The sequence below is a fragment of the Pseudomonas sp. SLBN-26 genome (genome assembly GCF_006715895.1).
GTDB classification, from domain to species: domain Bacteria; phylum Pseudomonadota; class Gammaproteobacteria; order Pseudomonadales; family Pseudomonadaceae; genus Metapseudomonas; species Metapseudomonas otitidis.
In genome coordinates this window covers 5,801,351-5,819,446 of the sequence record NZ_VFOB01000001.1, presented here as the reverse complement: position 1 = coordinate 5,819,446, position 18,096 = coordinate 5,801,351, and the positions used below count along the sequence as shown (strand labels likewise).

General features: G+C 68.6%; 15 protein-coding genes and 1 tRNA gene. 12 read left to right on the top strand and 4 right to left on the bottom strand.

The genetic code is table 11. From position 1 onward, the window contains the following. Position 1 precedes the first annotated feature (1 nt). Positions 2-718: a response regulator transcription factor gene (locus FBY21_RS26995; protein WP_044414216.1), complete on the bottom strand. Its 717-nt coding sequence runs from the start codon at positions 716-718 to the stop codon at positions 2-4. Between the two features lie 119 nt (positions 719-837). On the opposite strand from FBY21_RS26995, the gene FBY21_RS26990 reads away from it, so the two are divergent. From FBY21_RS26990 to FBY21_RS26975, 4 genes are all read left to right on the top strand, one after another. Next, complete coding sequence (locus tag FBY21_RS26990) at positions 838-3,585, top strand: response regulator (RefSeq protein WP_142015364.1); 2,748 nt, start codon at positions 838-840, stop codon at positions 3,583-3,585. A gap of 67 nt (positions 3,586-3,652) precedes the next feature. Further along, positions 3,653-4,636, top strand: a complete 984-nt coding sequence (locus tag FBY21_RS26985; protein ID WP_142015361.1) for a 2-hydroxyacid dehydrogenase — start codon at positions 3,653-3,655, stop codon at positions 4,634-4,636. A gap of 85 nt (positions 4,637-4,721) precedes the next feature. Continuing rightward, positions 4,722-5,156 carry a hypothetical protein gene (locus FBY21_RS26980; protein ID WP_044414224.1) on the top strand — a complete coding sequence of 145 codons (435 nt, stop codon included), beginning with the start codon at positions 4,722-4,724 and terminating at the stop codon, positions 5,154-5,156. Then, positions 5,156-5,560: an META domain-containing protein gene (locus FBY21_RS26975; protein ID WP_142015358.1), complete on the top strand. Its 405-nt coding sequence runs from the start codon at positions 5,156-5,158 to the stop codon at positions 5,558-5,560. The genes FBY21_RS26980 and FBY21_RS26975 overlap by 1 nt, the downstream gene beginning before the upstream one ends. Positions 5,561-5,567: 7 nt before the next feature. Here the strand turns inward: FBY21_RS26975 and dinB are convergent, their stop codons facing one another. Both dinB and FBY21_RS26965 read right to left on the bottom strand, forming a co-directional pair. Beyond that, entirely contained in the window at positions 5,568-6,623 is a 1,056-nt protein-coding gene (gene dinB / locus FBY21_RS26970; protein WP_142015354.1) for a DNA polymerase IV, read from the bottom strand. 115 nt (positions 6,624-6,738) lie between these two features. After that, positions 6,739-7,215, bottom strand: a complete 477-nt coding sequence (locus FBY21_RS26965) for a hypothetical protein (protein WP_142015351.1) — start codon at positions 7,213-7,215, stop codon at positions 6,739-6,741. A 455-nt stretch (positions 7,216-7,670) separates the two neighbouring features. On the opposite strand from FBY21_RS26965, the gene FBY21_RS26960 reads away from it, so the two are divergent. The 4 genes from FBY21_RS26960 to FBY21_RS26945 all read left to right on the top strand — a co-directional run bounded on the left by FBY21_RS26960 (position 7,671) and on the right by FBY21_RS26945 (position 12,490). Then, positions 7,671-7,747, top strand: a tRNA-Met gene (locus FBY21_RS26960). 151 nt (positions 7,748-7,898) lie between these two features. Further along, entirely contained in the window at positions 7,899-10,550 is a 2,652-nt protein-coding gene (gene mprF, locus FBY21_RS26955) for a bifunctional lysylphosphatidylglycerol flippase/synthetase MprF (protein ID WP_142015347.1), read from the top strand. 7 nt (positions 10,551-10,557) lie between these two features. Continuing rightward, positions 10,558-11,820: a virulence factor family protein gene (locus tag FBY21_RS26950; protein WP_142015343.1), complete on the top strand. Its 1,263-nt coding sequence runs from the start codon at positions 10,558-10,560 to the stop codon at positions 11,818-11,820. A 127-nt stretch (positions 11,821-11,947) separates the two neighbouring features. Continuing rightward, positions 11,948-12,490, top strand: coding sequence for a cytochrome b (locus FBY21_RS26945; protein ID WP_044414239.1), 543 nt, complete (start codon positions 11,948-11,950; stop codon positions 12,488-12,490). A 66-nt stretch (positions 12,491-12,556) separates the two neighbouring features. Here FBY21_RS26945 and FBY21_RS26940 read toward each other — a convergent pair whose 3' ends face one another. Next, entirely contained in the window at positions 12,557-14,464 is a 1,908-nt protein-coding gene (locus FBY21_RS26940; protein WP_142015340.1) for a potassium transporter Kup, read from the bottom strand. Between the two features lie 244 nt (positions 14,465-14,708). On the opposite strand from FBY21_RS26940, the gene rimO reads away from it, so the two are divergent. The 4 genes from rimO to tsaA all read left to right on the top strand — a co-directional run bounded on the left by rimO (position 14,709) and on the right by tsaA (position 18,090). Continuing rightward, on the top strand, positions 14,709-16,031 hold the full coding sequence (gene rimO / locus FBY21_RS26935) for a 30S ribosomal protein S12 methylthiotransferase RimO (RefSeq protein WP_142015337.1): 1,323 nt from the start codon (positions 14,709-14,711) through the stop codon (positions 16,029-16,031). A 162-nt stretch (positions 16,032-16,193) separates the two neighbouring features. Further along, complete coding sequence (locus FBY21_RS26930; protein WP_074971918.1) at positions 16,194-16,964, top strand: SDR family oxidoreductase; 771 nt, start codon at positions 16,194-16,196, stop codon at positions 16,962-16,964. Between the two features lie 207 nt (positions 16,965-17,171). After that, a complete protein-coding gene (locus FBY21_RS26925) occupies positions 17,172-17,378 on the top strand; it encodes a hypothetical protein (protein ID WP_044414250.1) in 207 nt (68 codons plus the stop codon). 10 nt (positions 17,379-17,388) lie between these two features. Continuing rightward, complete coding sequence (gene tsaA / locus FBY21_RS26920) at positions 17,389-18,090, top strand: tRNA (N6-threonylcarbamoyladenosine(37)-N6)-methyltransferase TrmO (protein WP_044414252.1); 702 nt, start codon at positions 17,389-17,391, stop codon at positions 18,088-18,090. Positions 18,091-18,096: the final 6 nt, after the last annotated feature.

Sequence of the window (18,096 nt, the reverse complement as noted above, 5' to 3'; positions counted from 1 at the left end):
GTCAGGCGTCCTGCCGGGTGAACAGGTAGCCCTTGCCCCAGGCCGTTTCCACACGGCCGTTGGTGTAGCCGGCGGCAACGAGCTTGCGGCGGATGTGGCTGACGTGCATGTCCAGGCTGCGGTCGTGCTGGGAATAGGCCCGGTGCAGCACCTGCTGATAAAGGAAGGCCTTGCTGAGCACCTCCTCGGCGTGGCGGACCAGGGTCTCAAGCAGGCGGTACTCGGTGCCGGTGAGCCCGGCCCAGTTGCCCTCGCAGGCGACATCGCCCTTCACGTCATCGAACTGCAGGCCTGGCTCCTCCAGGGCTGCGGCGGTGACCGCGCCCCGGCGCTCATAGGCCACCCGGCGCAACACCGCGTCGACGCGCACCTGCAGTTCCACCAGGCTGAAGGGCTTGGGCAGGTAGTCGTCGGCGCCCCGGCTGAAGCCGGCGATGCGGTCCTGCTCGGCGCCCAGGGCGGACATCAGGATCACCGGCACGCCACGCTCCCGGCGCAGCTCGCCGAGCACCTCCAGGCCATTGCGCCCGGGCAGCAGGATGTCCAGCAGGATCAGGTCGAAGGGCTCGCGGCGGGCCAGCCCGAGGCCGACCTCGCCATCGTGCTGCAGGACCACTTCGAAACCTCGGCGCCCGAGGTGGTCGGCCAGGTGGGCGGCCAGCACCGGGTCGTCCTCGATGGCCAGGATGCGGGCGGCCCCCGGCGAGCAATTGTTCATGACTTGCACCAGCGAATACGAAGCATTCCTAAAAGAGCGCGCATTCTGTCAAAACGGCAGGCAGATTCCCACCGGGCGAGTCGCTACACTTCGGGCACTTTCGTCTAAAGGATTCCGGCGTGTTCAAGGATCTCGGCATCAAGGGTCGCGTGCTGTTGCTGACCCTGCTCCCCACCAGCCTGTTGGCCATGGTGCTGGGCGGCTACTTCATCTGGGCCCAGCTTTCCGACATGCAGGCCCAGCTCCTGCAGCGCGGGCAGATGATCGCCGAGCAACTCGCGCCCCTGGCCGCCCCCGCCCTGGTGCGCGGCGACGGCCTGCTGCTGGAGCGCATCGCCGACAACGCCCTGGACCAGCCCGACGTGCGTGCGGTGAGCTTCCTCAGCCTCGACCGGGTTCGCCTGGCCCACGCCGGGCCGAGCATGCTCAACGGCAGCCCGGACAACGACGGCAGCCACACCAGCCAGATCAGCAACACCGATGCCACGCGCTTCATGCTGCCGGTGTTCGAGCGCCACCGGGTGCTCGCCGGCGACGCGCCACCCGGCGAAGGTGACAAGGTGCTGGGCTGGGTGGAACTGGAGATGTCCCACCACGGCACCCTGCTGCGCGGCTACCGCAGCCTGTTCGCCAGCCTGATGCTGATCACCGCCGGCCTGGCCGTCACTGCGCTGCTGGCCCTGCGCATGAGCCACTCCATCAACGAACCGCTGCGGCGCATCAAGCAGGGTGTCGCGCTGCTCAAGGAAGGCCGCCTGGAAACCCGCCTGCCGCAACTGGGCAACCACGAGATGGACGAGCTGGCCGCCGGCATCAACCGCATGGCCGAGGCCCTGCAGAGCGCCCAGGAAGAGTTGCAGCACAACATCGACCAGGCCACCGAGGACGTGCGGCAGAACCTGGAGACCATCGAGATCCAGAACATCGAGCTGGACCTGGCGCGCAAGGAGGCCCTGGAGGCCAGCCGCATCAAGTCCGAGTTCCTCGCCAACATGAGCCACGAGATCCGCACGCCGCTCAACGGCATCCTCGGTTTCACCAACCTGCTGCAGAAGAGCGAGCTGTCGCCGCGCCAGCAGGACTACCTGGGCACCATCGAACAGTCCGCCGAGAGCCTGCTGGGGATCATCAACGAGATCCTCGACTTCTCGAAGATCGAGGCCGGCAAGCTGGTGCTGGAGAACATCCCCTTCAACCTGCGCGACCTGATCCAGGACACCCTGACCATCCTCGCCCCGGCCGCCCACGAGAAGCGCCTGGAGCTGGTCAGCCTGGTGTACCGCGACACCCCGGTGCACCTGATGGGCGACCCGCAGCGCCTCAAGCAGGTGCTGACCAACCTGGTGAGCAACGCCATCAAGTTCACCCGCGAGGGCACCATCGCCGTGCGGGCGATGCTCGAAGACGACAGCGAGCCGGACCTGGTACAGCTGCGCATCAGCGTGCAGGACACCGGCATCGGCCTCTCCGACGAGGACCTGCGGGCGCTGTTCCAGGCCTTCACCCAGGCCGACAACTCGCTCTCGCGACAGGCCGGCGGCACCGGCCTCGGGCTGGTCATCTCCAAGCGCCTGGTGGAACAGATGGGCGGCGAGATCGGCGTGGCCAGCACCCCGGGCGCGGGCTCGGAGTTCTGGATCAGCATCAGCCTGCCCAAGGCCCGCGACGATGCCGACGACCTGCCCAAGGCCACCCTGGCCGGGCGTCGTGCCATCGTCTTCGAGCCCCAGGAGCTGACCCGCCAGGCCCTGCGCCACCAGCTGGAGGATTGCGGCCTGGAAGTACTCGACGCGCCCAGCCTGGAGGCGCTGCTGGAGCAGGTCGCCGCCCAGCGCCAGGGGCCGCAGGCCATCGGCTTCGCCGTGTTGGCCGCGAGCACCGCGGAACTGCCGGCGGAGCGCCTCGCCCAGTACATCTGGGACCTGGAACAACTGGGCTGCAAGAGCCTGGTGCTCTGCCCCACCACCGACCAGGCGCTGTACCACCCGGTGCTGCCCGACTCCCACAACCAGCTGCAGGCCAAGCCGGCCTGCACCCGCAAGCTGCACCGTGCCCTCAACAGCCTGGTGGGGCCGCGCCCGGTCCGCGTGGAGGCGCCGATGCCGGTGGTGCAGCGGGCACCGCGCATCCTCTGCGTGGACGACAACCCGGCCAACCTGCTGCTGGTGAAGACCCTGCTCGGCGACATGGGCGCCGAGGTGACGGCGGTGGACAGCGGCTACGGCGCCGTGGACGCGGTGCGCCAGCAGGCCTTCGACCTGGTGCTGATGGACGTGCAGATGCCCGGCATGGACGGGCGCCAGGCCACGGAGGAAATCCGCCGCCTGGAGGCCAACCACGAGACCAGCCCGGTGCCCATCGTCGCCCTCACCGCCCACGCCCTGGCCAACGAGAAGCGCGCCCTGTTGCAGGGCGGCATGGACGACTACCTGACCAAGCCCATCGGCGAGCGCCAACTGGCCCAGGTGGTGCTGAAGTGGACCGGCCTGGCGCTCCAGGGCCCGGTGGCGGAGCGCCCCGCCGAGCCCGCCGCGCCCCAGGAGGAGCCAGCGGTGCTGGACCCGGAGGAAGGCCTGCGCCTGGCCGCCGGCAAGGCCGACCTCGCCGCCGACATGCTGGGCATGCTGCTGGCCTCCCTGGACGCCGACCGCCAGGCCATCCGCCAGGCGCTGGAGGCGGATGATCGCGCCACGCTGCTGGAGCGGGTGCACCGCCTGCATGGCGCGACCCGCTACTGCGGCGTGCCCCAGCTGCGGGCCGCCTGCCAGCGCAGCGAGACCCTGCTGAAGAAGAACGACCCGGCCAGCCGCGAAGCCCTGGACGACCTGGACCGCGCCATCGAGCGCCTGGCGGCCGAGGCCGGCTGAGCTGACCTGGGGCAAGGCCCCGGCAGGAAGGGATTCCTAGACTCCGGGCACCTATAAAGGAGCGCCCATGCGAACCATCCTGTTCAGCACCCAGACCTACGACCGCGACAGCTTCCAGGCCTGTTCGTCCGACCTCGACCTGCACTTCCAGCCCGCCCGCCTGACCCTGGACACCGCCGCCCTGGCCCAGGGCCATGCGGTGGTCTGTGCCTTCATCAACGACGACCTTTCCGCCCCGGTGCTGGAGTGCCTGGCCGAGGGCGGCACCCAGCTGATCGCCCTGCGCTCGGCCGGCTACAACCACGTCGACCTGCACGCCGCCCAGCAGCTGGGGCTCACGGTGGTACGGGTGCCGGCCTACTCGCCCCACGCCGTCGCCGAGCATGCGGTGGCGCTGGTTCTGGCCTTGAATCGGCGCCTGCACCGCGCCTACAACCGCACCCGCGAGGGCGATTTCAGCCTCCACGGGCTGACCGGCTTCGACCTGGTGGGCAAGCGCGTCGGGGTGGTGGGCACCGGGCAGATCGGCGAGGTGTTCGCCCGCATCATGGCCGGCTTCGGCTGCGCCCTGCTGGCCTACGACCCGTACCCCAACCCGGCGGTGGAAGCCCTGGGCGGGCGCTACGTGCCCCTGGACGAGCTGCTGGCCGAGAGCGACATCGTCAGCCTGCACTGCCCGCTGAACGACGGCACCCGCTACCTGGTCAACAGCCACAGCCTGCAGCGCATGAAGCGCGGCGCCATGCTGATCAACACCGGGCGCGGCGCGCTGGTGGAGACACCGGCGCTGATCGAGGCGCTGAAGAGCGGCCAACTGGGCTACCTGGGCCTGGATGTCTATGAAGAGGAAGCCAACCTGTTCTTCGAGGACCGCTCCGACCTGCCGCTGCAGGACGATGTGCTGGCCCGGCTGCTGACCTTCCCCAACGTGATCGTCACCGCCCACCAGGCCTTCCTCACCCGCGAGGCCCTGGCCGCCATCGCCCGCACCACCCTGGACAACATCAGCGCCTGGGCCAGCGGCGCGCCGGTGAACCGGGTCGAAGCCTGAGCCTTTGCGAAGGCGCCCTGGCGCGCCTTCGCAATCCGATGAAGACGCCTAGTCTGTTAGCATGCGCGTCGATTCCGGAGGACCCATGGCCGAACACGATTTCCGCTACACCCTGCTCAACCCCGCCCACACCCTCAATGAATGCCGCGCCCTCGCGCCGGGCCGCTATCAGGTCACCGGGGTCGGTGGCTCGGTGAAGGACGGCGACACCCTGCTGGTCACCCTGCGCGGCAGCCGCGAGCTGTCCATGCGCCTGGAGGTGGAGAAGGTCCGCCACCTGATCAACCCGCCCGGCCAGTGGCTGGCCGTGGCCAAGGGCCCGGCGTTCAAGGAGCTGTCGATCCTGCAGTGGAAGGTCGACTGCGACGCCTGCGGCAAGCGCCTGGACTTCGAATTCGCCGTGGACGCCAGCCTGGGCAAGCCCGCCGAGACACCCGCCGCCGAGGCGCGCATCGCCGAGCTGGGCTGGGCCAAGCGTGACGGCCGCCACCTCTGCCCCACCTGCCAGGAGACCGTGTGATGAAACGACTCGCCCTGCCGCTGACCCTGGTCGGCGCCACCCTCGCCGGCTGCGCCACCGAAGGCCCCACCCTGGAAACCGAACGCACCTACCAGGTGGAGTGGATCGGTGAGCGCCCGCTGATCGACCGCAGCCACCTGACGCTGACCCTGGGCCACGATGGCCGCGCCTACGGCAATGCCGGCTGCAACCACTGGTTCGCCTCCTACACCCTGGAGGGAGAGCGCCTGAGCTTCGGTCCGGTGGGCAGCACCCGCAAGGCCTGTGCCCCAGCCCTGATGGAACAGGAACAGCGCTTCCTGGACTTCCTCCCCAACGTGCAGCGCTGGGACTTCTCGGCCACCGAGCAACTGCGCCTGTGGCCGGCCGAAGGCAAGGCCCTGCGCCTCTGGCCGGAGCGCTGAGTCGGCGTCAGAACAGGCTGAGCTGTTCGGCGGCGCCGCGCAGGTCCTGCAGGCGCACGCCGATGCCGATCAGCCGCACCGGGCGCTCGCCCCGCGCGAAGGCGGCGCCCAGCAGCAACCGATAGCTGTCCAGGTCCCGCCCGACCCCCGCCTGCTCCAGGGTGGTCTGGGTGAAATCGAGGAACTTCAGCTTCACGAACGGCTTGTCCGGCCGGTAGCTGGCATCCAGCCGCGCCAGGCGCCGTTCCAGCTCCTCATGCAGCGCCGGCAGACGCTCCAGACAGGCCGCCAGGTCCGGCAGGTCATGGTCGTAGGTGTTCTCCACGCTCAATGACTGGCGCCGGCTGTCCACCTGCACCGGGCGCTCGTCGTGCCCACGCGCCAGGTTGTAGAGGCGCTCGCCGAAGCTGCCGAACTCCCGCGCCAGTGCCGTCAGGCTCCATTCCCGCAGGTCCGAGCAGAGGTGCACACCGAGGCGCCCGAGCTTGTCGGCCGTGACCTTGCCCACTCCATGCAGCTTCGCCACCGGCAGCTCGGCGACGAACGCCTCCACCTGGTCGGGGGTGATGACGAACAGGCCATCGGGCTTGCGCCAGTCGCTGGCGATCTTGGCGAGGAACTTGTTCGGCGCCACCCCGGCGGAGACGGTGATGCGCAGCTCCTGCCAGACCCGCCGGCGGATGTCCTGGGCGATACGGGTGGCGCTGCCGCTGAAGTGCGGGCTGTCGGTGACGTCGAGGTAGGCCTCGTCCAGGGACAGCGGCTCGATGCGCTCGGTGTAGTCCCGGAGGATGCCGTGGATGGCCTTCGAGGCTTCGCGGTAGGCCTCGAAGCGCGGCTTGACGATCAGCAGGTCCGGGCACAGCTTCAGCGCGTGGCGCGAGGACATCGCCGAGCGAACGCCGTAGGCCCGCGCCTCGTAGTTGCAGGTGGCGATCACCCCGCGACGATCCGCCGAGCCGCCAACGGCCAGCGGCCGCCCCACGAGGCTGGGGTCGTCACGCATCTCGATGGAGGCGTAGAAGCAGTCGCAATCGATGTGGATGATCTTCCGCTGGCTCATGGAGGCGGCACGGGTCACGGCTGCGCAGACGGGGCGCACGCATATATGAAGGGAGGCGGATTCTAGCGGATTCGCGGCAAGGCGGCCCGGCCGCGTGAGGGCCGGGCCGGCGGGGTCAGGCAGGGCAGGCAGCCAGCGCGCGCTGGTAATGGGCGGGCCAGTCCCGGCGAGCCGCCTCGTCGACGGCCCAGTGGCGCTGGTAGCAGGCCCAGGCGTCGGCCTCATCGCCGAGCGATGGCAGGCCGGCCGGGTCGCTCCATAACAGCAGGCGCGCCAGGGCAGCGGCGAGCACATCGTCATGCTCCAGCGCGCTGTAGACCCGCTCGGCAATCGGCGGCACCTGCCGGGCATCGCACACCGCCACGGCCAGGTCGCGGGTCTGCGCAGCCCGCAGCACGCCACCGACCATCACCCCGTCGGGCAAGGCCCGCCAGTAACCCCGGCCCGGGCCACGGGCATCCCGCCGGGTCTGGAAGCCACTGGCGGCCAGGCCGCTGGCCAGCAGCAGCACCTCCGCCTCGCGCCCAGACAGGGATTCGGGCAGCAGGGCCAATGCAGGGTGCAGGATGGTGCGACGGATCGCATCGAGCATGAGGAGTCCTCCGGAACGATTACGCAGTCGGGCTGGGCAAGAACCGCCAACCCTGACGAAAAAAGCCCCACTCAAGGAGTGGGGCTCGCCGGGAGAGGCGACGGCCGTACCGGGTACGACCGCCCGGCCAGTATCCCCACCGCCGGACACGCTTCAACGCCCGGATCGCCAATCAGAAATCTCCTACCCTTTTCTGACAACTTTCCCAGCCAGCCTCCCGCTAGCCTGCTCGGGTGCCTGGTAATGGAAGGACCGGCACCCTCGAGGCCGGTCCCTACCCCGTACCGGCCTCGAGGTCTTTCCTACCCCCTTGAGTAAACAATTCTCCCGGCTGCAGGCCATGTACCACGGGGGATGGCGCCGTTTCGACGCGCTAAGTTTCTGATGAAAAACCACTTTTTCAGAAATCAGTTGTTGACAGGGCCAGATTAATCGCTAGAATGCCGACCCACAGACGCGGGATGGAGCAGTCTGGTAGCTCGTCGGGCTCATAACCCGAAGGTCGTTGGTTCAAATCCAGCTCCCGCAACCAAACAAAGAAAAGGCCACTCAAACGAGTGGCCTTTTCTTTTGTGGGGTGTTTTCCTCTACCGCCAGGAGCGCCAGGGAAAAATTGCACGCCGGGGCTTGGAACTTGAACGTCCAGCCCACATCCTGTGGCGCAAATTTCCATGAGGTGCTCGATGCGCGCCAGCCCCGCTACACCCGACGAATCCGCCCTGCCTGATGACGAGCAACCGGTCGACGCCAACCAGTTGCGCTGGCTCGACCGCCTGAGTGCCTACCGGCAACCCCTGGGGCTGGCCTTTACCCTCCTTCTCTTCACCATCGGCCTGGTGGCCTGCTGGCACCTGCTGCGCGAACTCGACCCCAACGCCCTGCGCGGTGCCCTGCACGACGTGCCGGTGAGCAGCCTGCTGGCGGCCGTCGGCGCCACGGCGGTGAGCTTCATGGCCCTGGTGGGCTACGAGTGGTCCGGCCTGCGCTTCGCCGGCGTGCGCATCCCACTGCCACGCATGGCCCTGGGCAGCTTCTGTGCCTCGGCCATCGGCAATGCCATCGGCCTCTCGGTGGTCACCGGCGGCTCGGTGCGCTACCGCCTCTATAGCCGCGACAACGTCAGTGCGCCCGATATCGCCCGGGTCACGGTATTCGCCAGCCTGGCGCTGGGCTCAGCCCTGCCGCCGCTGGCAGCCGTTGCCGCGCTGAGCAACCTGGACGCGGCCTCCCAGGCGCTGCGCTTGCCGCCCTCGATGGTGGCGCTGATCGCCGGCGCCGTACTCGGCCTCACCCTGCTGGCGGTGTTCTGGTTCTCGCGCCTGCGCGAACCCGAAGCCCCGGTGCCCGGCTGCATCAGCGTGCGCCTGCTGGGCCGAGGAGTGCGCCTGCCCGGCCTGGGCTTGTCGGGCCTGCAATTGCTGATCACCCTGGTGGACGTCTGCGCAGCCGCCAGCGTGCTCTACCTGCTGCTGCCGGAGGCGCCGCCCCTGGGCGCCTTCATGCTGGTGTACCTGCTGGCCCTGGCGGCCGGCGTGCTCAGCCACGTGCCCGGTGGCGTCGGCGTGTTCGAAGCGGTGCTGCTGGCCGCCTTCGCCGGCCAGCTCGGTGCTGCTCCGCTGGCCGCTGCGCTGCTGCTCTATCGCCTCATTTATGTGGGGCTGCCGCTGGTAGTCGCTTGCATGCTGCTGCTGGTGAACGAAGCCCAGCGCTTCCTGCCGGCTGGCCGCCAGGCCATGCGCAGTGCCTCGGGCCTCGCGGCGCCGGTGCTGTCGTTGATGGTGTTCCTCTCCGGTGTGGTGCTGCTGTTCTCCGGCGCCACCCCGGCCATCGACACCCGCCTGGACGACCTCAGCTTCCTCATCCCCCACCGCCTGATCGACGCCTCGCACCTGGCCGCCAGCCTGGTGGGCGTGCTCTGCCTGCTGCTCGCCCACGGGCTGCGCCGGCGGCTGTCGGCAGCCTGGGCACTGACCCTGGTGCTGCTGGTGACCGGCGCGGTGCTGTCGATGCTCAAGGGCGTGGACTGGGAAGAGGCCACCCTGCTGCTGCTGACCGCCTCGCTGCTGGCGATGTTCCGCAGCGCCTTCTACCGCCCCAGCCGCCTGCTGGAGGTGCCGTTCTCCCCGGTGAACCTCGGTGCGGCCGCATGCGTGCTGGCTGCGTCGATCTGGCTGATGTTCTTCGCCTACCAGGACGTGCCCTACAGCCAGGAACTGTTCTGGCAGTTCGCCGTGGACGCCGACGCACCGCGCACCCTGCGCGCCGCCCTGGCCAGCGGCCTGCTGCTGGCCGGCCTGGGCCTGGTGTGGCTGCTGCGTCCGGTGCCCCTGGTGATCCACGAACCCACCGAGGAAGAGCTGCTGAAGGCCGCGCGCATCGTCCGTGGCTCCGCCCAGCCCGATGGCGGCCTGGTGCTGACCGGCGACAAGGCCCTGCTGTTCCACCCGGAGGAAGACGCCTTCCTGATGTTCGCCCGCCGTGGCCGCAGCCTGGTGGCGCTGTTCGACCCCATCGGCAAGGCCAACCACCGCGCCGAGCTGATCTGGCAGTTCCGCGACCTGTGCGACGTGCACCACGCGCGCCCGGTCTTCTATCAGGTACGCGCGGAGAACCTGCCCTACTACATGGACATCGGCCTCAGCGCCCTGAAGCTCGGCGAGGAGGCCCGCGTGGACCTGCGCCGCTTCGACCTGGACGCCAAGAACAAGGCCATGAAGGACCTGCGCTACACCCTCAGCCGGGGCCAGCGCGACGGCCTGTCCCTGGCCTTCCACGAAGCGGGCGAAGCGCCCATCGAGGCGCTGCGGGAAATCTCCGATGCCTGGATGCAGGGCAAGAACGTGCGCGAGAAAGGCTTCTCCCTGGGCCGCTTCGACCCGGACTACCTGAAGCACTTCCGCATCGCCGTGGTGTCCTTCGAAGGCCGCGCCATGGCCTTTGCCAACCTGCTGGAGACCGACAGCCAGGAACTGGCCAGCCTGGACCTGATGCGGGTGCACCCGGAAGCGCCGAAGCTGACCATGGAATTCCTCATGCTCAACCTGCTGCTGCACTTCAAGGAGCGGGGCGTGGAGCGCTTCAGCCTCGGCATGGTGCCGCTGGCCGGCCTGCAACCCCGTCGCGGCGCGCCGCTGACCCAGCGCCTGGGCGCACTGGTGTTCCGCCGTGGCGAGCAGTTCTACAACTTCCAGGGGCTGCGCCGCTTCAAGGACAAGTTCCAGCCGGACTGGGAGCCCCGCTACATGGCCGTACCGCCGGGCCTTGACCCCCTGGTGGCACTGGCTGATACCGCAGCCCTGATCGCGGGCGGCTTCACTGGACTGGTCAAACGCTGAGGGACCCATGCTCAAACGCCACTGGCACCGCCTGCTGATCATCTTCCTCGTGCTCGTGGTGGGCACCGCCTTGCTGCTGTGGGGCCGCCCCTCGCCGCAAGCCCGAGTGGAACAACGCACCCTGGCCGACGGCAGCCGCGCCACCATCGCCCTGCCCCCGGGCGAGACCCGTGCCCGCGTGCTGCTGGTGGTGGACGCCAAGCAACAGCTGAACGAGGCCCAGTTGCTGACCCTGGCCCAGGACGGCGGCGCACGCCTCGTCCAGCTGCAACTGCCCACTGACAACTGCGATGCCCAGCAGCACCTGCTGGGCCTGGCCCGCACCGTGCTGGAAGGCGACCCGACCCTGGTGGCCGGCATCGGGCCGGGTGCAGCCTTCGCCTGGCGCTGGCTGGCCGGCCAGGGCAACGACCAGGCCCGCGCCTTGTCCATCGACTTCAGCCTCGACCAGCCCGATTGCAGCGCCCCGCTGCCCAAGGCGGCGCCCCACGGCCACTGGACCATCGCCTGGAACGACAACCCGGACGACCCCAGCGCGGCCTTCGCCCGTGACCAGGCCAACGCCGATACCGGCATCAGCGACTACGACACCAGCCTGCCCGAGCTGCTCAACGAGCGCCTGCGCAGCCTGCTGGAAGGCGGCGGCAGCCAGATGCCGGTGGTGGAAGTGCCGGCGGACCATCCCTCCGACACCGTCACCCTGTTCTATTCCGGCGACGGCGGCTGGCGCGACCTGGACCGCGCCGTGGCCGAAGAGATGGCCAAGCTCGATCACTCCGTGGTCGGCATCGACGCGCTGCGCTATTTCTGGCAGCACAAGAGCCCCGAGCAGGGTGCAGCCGACCTCAGCCGCCTGATGAAGCGCTACCGCGAGCAATGGGGCGCCAAGCGCTTCGTGCTGGCGGGCTACTCCTTCGGCGCCGACGTGTTACCGGCCTTCTACAACCGCCTGCCCAAGACCGACCAGCAGCAGGTGGACGCCATCCTGCTGCTGGCCCTGGCCCGCAGCGGCAGCTTCGAGATCGAGGTGCAGGGCTGGCTGGGCAAGGCCGGCCAGGAAGCGGCCACCGGCCCGGAACTGGCCAAGCTGCCACCGGCGAAGGTGCTCTGCGTGTACGGCAAGGACGAAGCCAAGGACAGCGGCTGCACCCAGCCCGGCGCCATCGGCGAGGTGCTCGCCCTGCCTGGCGGCCACCACTATGACGAGAACTACCCGGCCCTGGCCGAGCGCCTGGTCAAGGCCATCGCCAAGCGCCAGGCCAAGCCCTGAGCCCTCCGCCGTCCCGCCCGGGGGCGGCGAATCCCCCGTTCTTTGACCTGCTTCATTTTCACTTAAGGCCCAGCCGCTAAGCTGAGGACAAGCCCGCCACCACGATGCGGGACAACAAGGAGCCGTGATGACCACCCAGACCTCCCGCTACGGGAAACTTTCCATCGCCATGCACTGGCTGATGCTGCTGCTGATCGCCGCCGTCTACGCCACCATCGAGCTGAAGGGCAACTTCCCCAAAGGCAGCGAGACCCGCGAACTGTTAAAGCAATGGCACTTCATGCTGGGCCTTTCGGTATTTGCCCTGGTGTTCGTGCGCATCGCCGCACGCTTCCTCTCGCCCACCCCGCCGATCACCCCCAACCCGCCGGCCTGGCAGAACGCCCTGGCGAAGCTGATGCACCTGGCGCTGTACGGCCTGATGCTGGGCCTGCCGTTCGCCGGCTGGCTGATCCTCAGCGCCGCCGGCAAGCCGATCCCTTTCTTCGGCCTGGAACTGCCGCCGCTGATCGGCAAGAACCCCGACCTCGCCGGGCAGATCAAGGAAGTGCACGAGACCGTGGCCGTTCTCGGTTACTGGCTGATCGGCCTGCACGCGGTGGCCGCGCTGTTCCACCACTTCATCAGCAAGGACGACACCGTGCGGCGAATGCTGCCCGGCCGCGGCTGATCGTCACCCCATGAAAAAGCCCGGGCCATGCCCGGGCTTTTTCGTTGTGGCGAACCTGGTCGCCGACTAGATCTCCACCTGGGTACCCAGCTCGATCACCCGGTTCAGCGGCAGGTTGAAGTAGCGCAGGTTGCCGTTGGCATTCTTCAGCAGGAAGGCGAACAGCGCCTCGCGCCACAGCGCCATGCCGATCAGCTTGGAGGGGATCACCGTCTCGCGACTGAGGAAGTAGGTGGTGCGCATCGGGCTGAAGTCCAGGTCGTTGAGGTGGCACAGCTTGAGCGCCTGGGGAATGTCCGGGTCTTCGATGAAGCCGAAATGCAGCAACACCCGGAAGAAGCCCTCGCCATAGGCGTCCACCTCGAAGCGCCGCTCCGGCGCCACGCGCGGGCTGTCTTCGTTGACCACCGTGAGCAGCACCACCTGCTCGTGCAGCACCTGGTTGTGCAGCAGGTTGTGCAGCAGCGCATGGGGCACCGCATCGGAGCGCGCGGTGAGGAACACCGCTGTGCCCTGCACGCGGTGCGGCGGCTGCGAGCGGATGCTGGCGATGAACAGCGGCAGCGGCAGCGAACCCTCGTCAAGGCGCTCCACCAGCAGTTGGCGGCCGCGCTTCCAGGTGGTCATCAGGATGAACAGCGCGATGCCAGCGATCACCGGGAAGGCACCGCCCTCGATGACCTTGGGCAGGTTGGCGGCGAAGAACAGGCTGTCCACCAGCAGCATCATCAGGAAGAACGGAATGGCCATCCACATCGGCCATTTCCACAGCAGCCAGATCACCACGCCCATCAGCAGCGTGGTCATCAGCATGGTGCCGGTCACCGCCACGCCGTAGGCCGAGGCCAGGGCCGCAGAAGACTCGAAGCCCAGCACCAGCAGCACCACGCCCACCATCAGCGCCCAGTTCACGGCGGCGATGTAGATCTGCCCCTGCTCCTGGCTGGAGGTGTGCTGGATGAACATGCGCGGCACGTAGCCCAACTGGATGGCCTGGCGGGTCAGGGAGAAGGCACCGGAGATCACCGCCTGGGAGGCGATGACGGTGGCGGCCGTGGACAGCGCCACCATCGGCAGCAGCGCCCAGCCGGGTGCCGTCAGGTAGAAGGGGTTACGCGCGGCTTCCGGGTTGACCAGGATGGTCGCGCCCTGGCCGAAGTAGTTCAGCACCAACGCCGGCAGCACCAGGGCGAACCAGGCGCGGGCAATGGGCTTGCGGCCAAAGTGGCCCATGTCGGCGTAGAGCGCTTCGGCACCGGTCAGCGCCAGCACCGTGGCGCCGAGAATGGCCACGCCGATGCCCGGGTGGGAGATGAAGAAGTTCACCGCCCAGGCCGGGTTCATCGCCTTGAGCACTTCCGGCTGCTGGGCGACGCCGTAGATGCCCAGGGCGGTCAGCGCCAGGAACCAGGCCACCATCACCGGCCCGAAGAGGATGCCGATGCGCGCCGTACCGTGCTTCTGGATCAGGAACAGGCCCACCAGCACCACCAGCGACAGCGGCACCACCCAGTGCTCCAGGCCGTCGAAGGCGATCTCCAGGCCCTCGATGGCCGAGAGCACCGAGATGGCCGGGGTGATCATGCTGTCGCCATAGAACAGCGCCGCGCCAATCAGGCCGGCCGCCACCACCATGGCCTGCAGGCGGCGGCGCCCGGTGGCGGCACGGCGGGCCAGCGCCGAAAGCGCCATGACGCCGCCCTCGCCTTCGTTGTCGGCCCGCAGGACGAAGATCACGTACTTGATCGAGACCACCCAGATCAGTGACCAGAAGATCAGCGACAGCACGCCGAGCACGCCATCGTGGTTGGCCTGCACGCCGTAGCCGCCGATGAAGACTTCCTTGAGGGTGTACAGCGGGCTGGTGCCGATATCGCCGTAGCACACCCCGACGGCGCCGACCATCAGGCCGACGGCGGAGCTCGAGTGGGGGTGTTGTTCCTGCTCAGCGGTCCCGGTGCTTGCATCGGACATGTAACAAAATCCCTCAGACAAAATTCGGCGCATCCTGCTCCTACCCCAATCGGGTTGCAAGAGCCGGTCATTTTCATTCCCGCTGACTATAGGCCGTATTCCCCGGAACGCCCGCTGGCAGGGCCTGCGCATTCACCTGCGACGACTTGCCTCGGGGAGGCTGTTCAAGTGCGTGGACCGCCGCTAGAATTGCGCACTTTTTGATCAGAGGTACCCCCAAGGTGCCCTTCCGAGGTTAGCCCCCATGTCCACCGCAACACCCAAAGTCGGATTCATCTCCCTCGGCTGCCCCAAGGCGACCGTCGACTCCGAGCGCATCCTCACCCAGCTGCGCATGGAGGGTTACGAGATCGTTCCGACCTACCAGGACGCCGACGTCGTGGTGGTCAACACCTGCGGGTTCATCGACAGCGCCAAGGCCGAATCCCTGGACGCCATCGGCGAGGCGCTCTCGGAGAACGGCAAGGTGATCGTCACCGGCTGCATGGGCGTGGCCGAGGACAGCATCCGTGACGTGCACCCGAGCGTGCTGGCCGTGACCGGCCCGCAGCAGTACGAGCGGGTGGTCAACGCCGTGCACGAAGTGGTGCCGCCGAAGACCGAGCACAACCCGCTGATCGACCTGGTTCCGCCCCAAGGCATCAAGCTGACTCCGCGCCACTACGCCTACCTGAAGATTTCCGAAGGCTGCAACCACAGCTGCAGCTTCTGCATCATCCCCTCCATGCGCGGCAAGCTGGTCAGCCGCCCGGTGGGTGACGTGCTCTCCGAGGCCGAGCGCCTGGTGAAGGCCGGCGTGAAGGAACTGCTGGTGATCTCCCAGGACACCAGCGCCTACGGCGTCGACCTCAAGTACAAGCTGGACTTCTGGAACGGCCAGCCGGTGAAGACCCGCATGCTGGAGCTGTGCGAGGCGCTCTCGGCCATGGGCGTGTGGGTGCGCCTGCACTACGTGTACCCGTACCCGAACGTGGACGACGTGATCCCGCTGATGGCCGCCGGCAAGCTGCTGCCCTATCTGGACATCCCCTTCCAGCACGCCAGCCCGAACGTGCTCAAGGCCATGAAGCGCCCGGCCTTCGAGGACAAGACCCTGGCCCGCATCAAGAAGTGGCGCGAGATCTGCCCCGAGCTGACCATCCGCTCCACCTTCATCGTCGGCTTCCCCGGCGAGACCGAAGAGGACTTCCAGTACCTGCTGGACTGGCTGACCGAAGCCCAGCTGGACCGCGTCGGCTGCTTCCAGTACTCCCCGGTGGAGGGCGCCCCGGCCAACGACCTGGGCCTGGAGCCGGTGCCGGACGACATCAAGCAGGACCGCTGGGACCGCTTCATGGCGCACCAGCAGGCCATCTCCGCTGCCCGCCTGCAGCGCAAGATCGGCCAGGAGATGGACGTGCTGGTGGACGAGGTGGACCACGAGGGCGCCGTGGCCCGTTCCTGGGCCGATGCCCCGGAGATCGACGGCAGCGTGTTCATCGACAACCCCAACCTGAAGCCGGGCGAGAAGGTCCGCGTGCGGGTGGTGGACGCCGACGAGTACGACCTGTGGGCCGAGTGCATCTGACCCCCGCGATCGGCTGACGAACGCCGCGACGCCCCAGCGCTCGCGGCGTTTTCGTTTCCATGGGGGCTGGAATGGCCGTGCATTCCCCGTCTCGATGATGGCTCTGCCGCCGCCCGCCAGCGGCTAGGGTAAGGCCCTCCCCCACTGACGAGGCTCACCCCCATGGAGAAGTACTTCAGCCTGAAAGGCCGCACGGCACTGGTCACCGGCGGCACCCGCGGCATCGGCCGGATGATCGCCCAGGGCCTGCTGGAAGCCGGCGCCCGCGTGTTCATCTGCGCCCGCAACGCCGAGGCGTGCGCGGAAGCCGCCACCGAACTCTCGGCCTTCGGCGAATGCGTCGGGCTGGCGGCGGACCTCTCCAGCGAAGAAGGCGCGCGTGCCCTGGCCGAAACCCTGGGCGGGCAGGTCGGGCAGCTGGACATCCTCGTCAACAACGCCGGCACCACCTGGGGCGCGCCGCTGGAAAGCTACCCGGTCAAGGGCTGGGAGAAGGTCATGCAGCTCAACGTGACGGCCGTCTTCAGCTGCATCCAGCAGTTGCTGCCGCTGCTGCGCAAGGCCGGCACCGCGGCCAGCCCGGCGCGGGTCATCAACATCGGCTCGGTGGCGGGGATCACCGCCATGGGCGAGCAGGCCTACGCCTATGGCCCCAGCAAAGCCGCCCTGCACCAGCTGTCGCGCATGCTGGCCCATGAGCTGGTGAAGGAACACATCAACGTCAACGTCATCGCCCCCGGCCGCTTCCCGAGCAAGATGACCCGCTTCATCGCCCAGGACGACGATGCCCTGGCGGCGGACGTTGCCCTCATCCCCATGCAGCGCTGGGGCCGCGAAGAGGAGATGAGCGCCCTGGCCATCGCCCTGGCCGGCACCGCCGGGGCCTACATGACCGGGGCCATCATCCCCATCGACGGCGGCTTCCACCTCTGAGGCCCGAGCCGGGCGCTGCGCACCTGCACGCGCCCACGGCTTGCACCTGGCGAATGCCGGCGCAGGCAGGAAGGCGAAGCACGAAAAAAGCCCGGTCCAGGTGGAGTAAATGGGCCACTTGAGGGCGCCTTCAGCGCTGCAGCGGCGGCGTGGCCAGTGTTTCAACAACCTGCTAGGGTAGCCGCGCATTCTTCCCGGAACCCCACCATGCGCGCCCTGCTGCTGTGCCTCGCCCTGCTCCCTGCCCTGCCGGCCCTTGCCGCGCCGGCGCCGTTCTATGTCTGGCAGAGCACGCTGGACGGCCGTTTCACCTGCGCCCAGGTGCAGCCGGGCGAGGGCTGGGTGCGCCACAGCGGCCCCTACCGCGACGCCGGGTGCCGGGTGCCCCAGGGCGCACCGATCCGCAGCCGCTGAGTCACACGCCATGCAGCATCTGGTTTCCCCGGTCGGCATCCTGCGGTCCTGCTTCAAGGAAAAATTCGCCATTCCCCGCCAGCCCCAACTCGCCCCGGCCGCCCGTGGCGTGCTGGAGCTGCTGCCACCCTTCGATGGCGGCGAGGCGGTGGCCGGTCTGGAGCAGGTGAGCCATGTGTGGCTGCTGTTCCTCTTCCATCAGGCGCTGGAGGACACACCGCGCCTGAAGGTGCGCCCACCCCGCCTGGGCGGCAACCAGACCCTGGGGGTCTTCGCCAGCCGCGCCACGCACCGCCCCAACGGCATCGGCCAGTCGGTGGTGAAGCTGGACAAGGTGGAGGCCGGCCGGCTCTGGCTGTCGGGCATCGACCTGCTGGACGGCACGCCGGTGCTCGACATCAAGCCCTACGTGCCCTACGCCGATTGCCAGCTGGACGCACGCAACGGCATCGCTGCGGCCCCGCCGGAGCTGATTCCGGTGGAGTGGACGCCCGAAGCCCTGGCCCAGGCGCGGCTCGAAGGCGAGCGCCTGGGTGAGCCGCTGGTGGCGCTGGTGGAGCAGTGCCTGGCACAGGACCCTCGCCCGGCCTACCAGAAGCCCCAGCCGGAGCGCCGCTACGGCGCACGCCTGTGGGACGTGGACGTGCGCTGGCACTACCCCGAGGCTGGCCGCATCCGCGTGCTGGAGATCGCACGCGGAGCGGACGCCTGAGGCGAC

What these genes read in the sequence shown, in the direction of transcription:
- FBY21_RS26995 (WP_044414216.1), bottom strand. Translation starts at nt 718, where the DNA reads ATGAACAATTGCTCGCCGGGGGCCGCCCGCATCCTGGCCATCGAGGAC.
- FBY21_RS26985 (WP_142015361.1), top strand. Translation starts at nt 3,653, where the DNA reads ATGCGAACCATCCTGTTCAGCACCCAGACCTACGACCGCGACAGCTTC.
- FBY21_RS26980 (WP_044414224.1), top strand. Translation starts at nt 4,722, where the DNA reads ATGGCCGAACACGATTTCCGCTACACCCTGCTCAACCCCGCCCACACC.
- FBY21_RS26975 (WP_142015358.1), top strand. Translation starts at nt 5,156, where the DNA reads ATGAAACGACTCGCCCTGCCGCTGACCCTGGTCGGCGCCACCCTCGCC.
- dinB (WP_142015354.1), bottom strand. Translation starts at nt 6,623, where the DNA reads ATGAGCCAGCGGAAGATCATCCACATCGATTGCGACTGCTTCTACGCC.
- FBY21_RS26965 (WP_142015351.1), bottom strand. Translation starts at nt 7,215, where the DNA reads ATGCTCGATGCGATCCGTCGCACCATCCTGCACCCTGCATTGGCCCTG.
- mprF (WP_142015347.1), top strand. Translation starts at nt 7,899, where the DNA reads ATGCGCGCCAGCCCCGCTACACCCGACGAATCCGCCCTGCCTGATGAC.
- FBY21_RS26950 (WP_142015343.1), top strand. Translation starts at nt 10,558, where the DNA reads ATGCTCAAACGCCACTGGCACCGCCTGCTGATCATCTTCCTCGTGCTC.
- FBY21_RS26945 (WP_044414239.1), top strand. Translation starts at nt 11,948, where the DNA reads ATGACCACCCAGACCTCCCGCTACGGGAAACTTTCCATCGCCATGCAC.
- FBY21_RS26940 (WP_142015340.1), bottom strand. Translation starts at nt 14,464, where the DNA reads ATGTCCGATGCAAGCACCGGGACCGCTGAGCAGGAACAACACCCCCAC.
- rimO (WP_142015337.1), top strand. Translation starts at nt 14,709, where the DNA reads ATGTCCACCGCAACACCCAAAGTCGGATTCATCTCCCTCGGCTGCCCC.
- FBY21_RS26930 (WP_074971918.1), top strand. Translation starts at nt 16,194, where the DNA reads ATGGAGAAGTACTTCAGCCTGAAAGGCCGCACGGCACTGGTCACCGGC.
- FBY21_RS26925 (WP_044414250.1), top strand. Translation starts at nt 17,172, where the DNA reads ATGCGCGCCCTGCTGCTGTGCCTCGCCCTGCTCCCTGCCCTGCCGGCC.
- tsaA (WP_044414252.1), top strand. Translation starts at nt 17,389, where the DNA reads ATGCAGCATCTGGTTTCCCCGGTCGGCATCCTGCGGTCCTGCTTCAAG.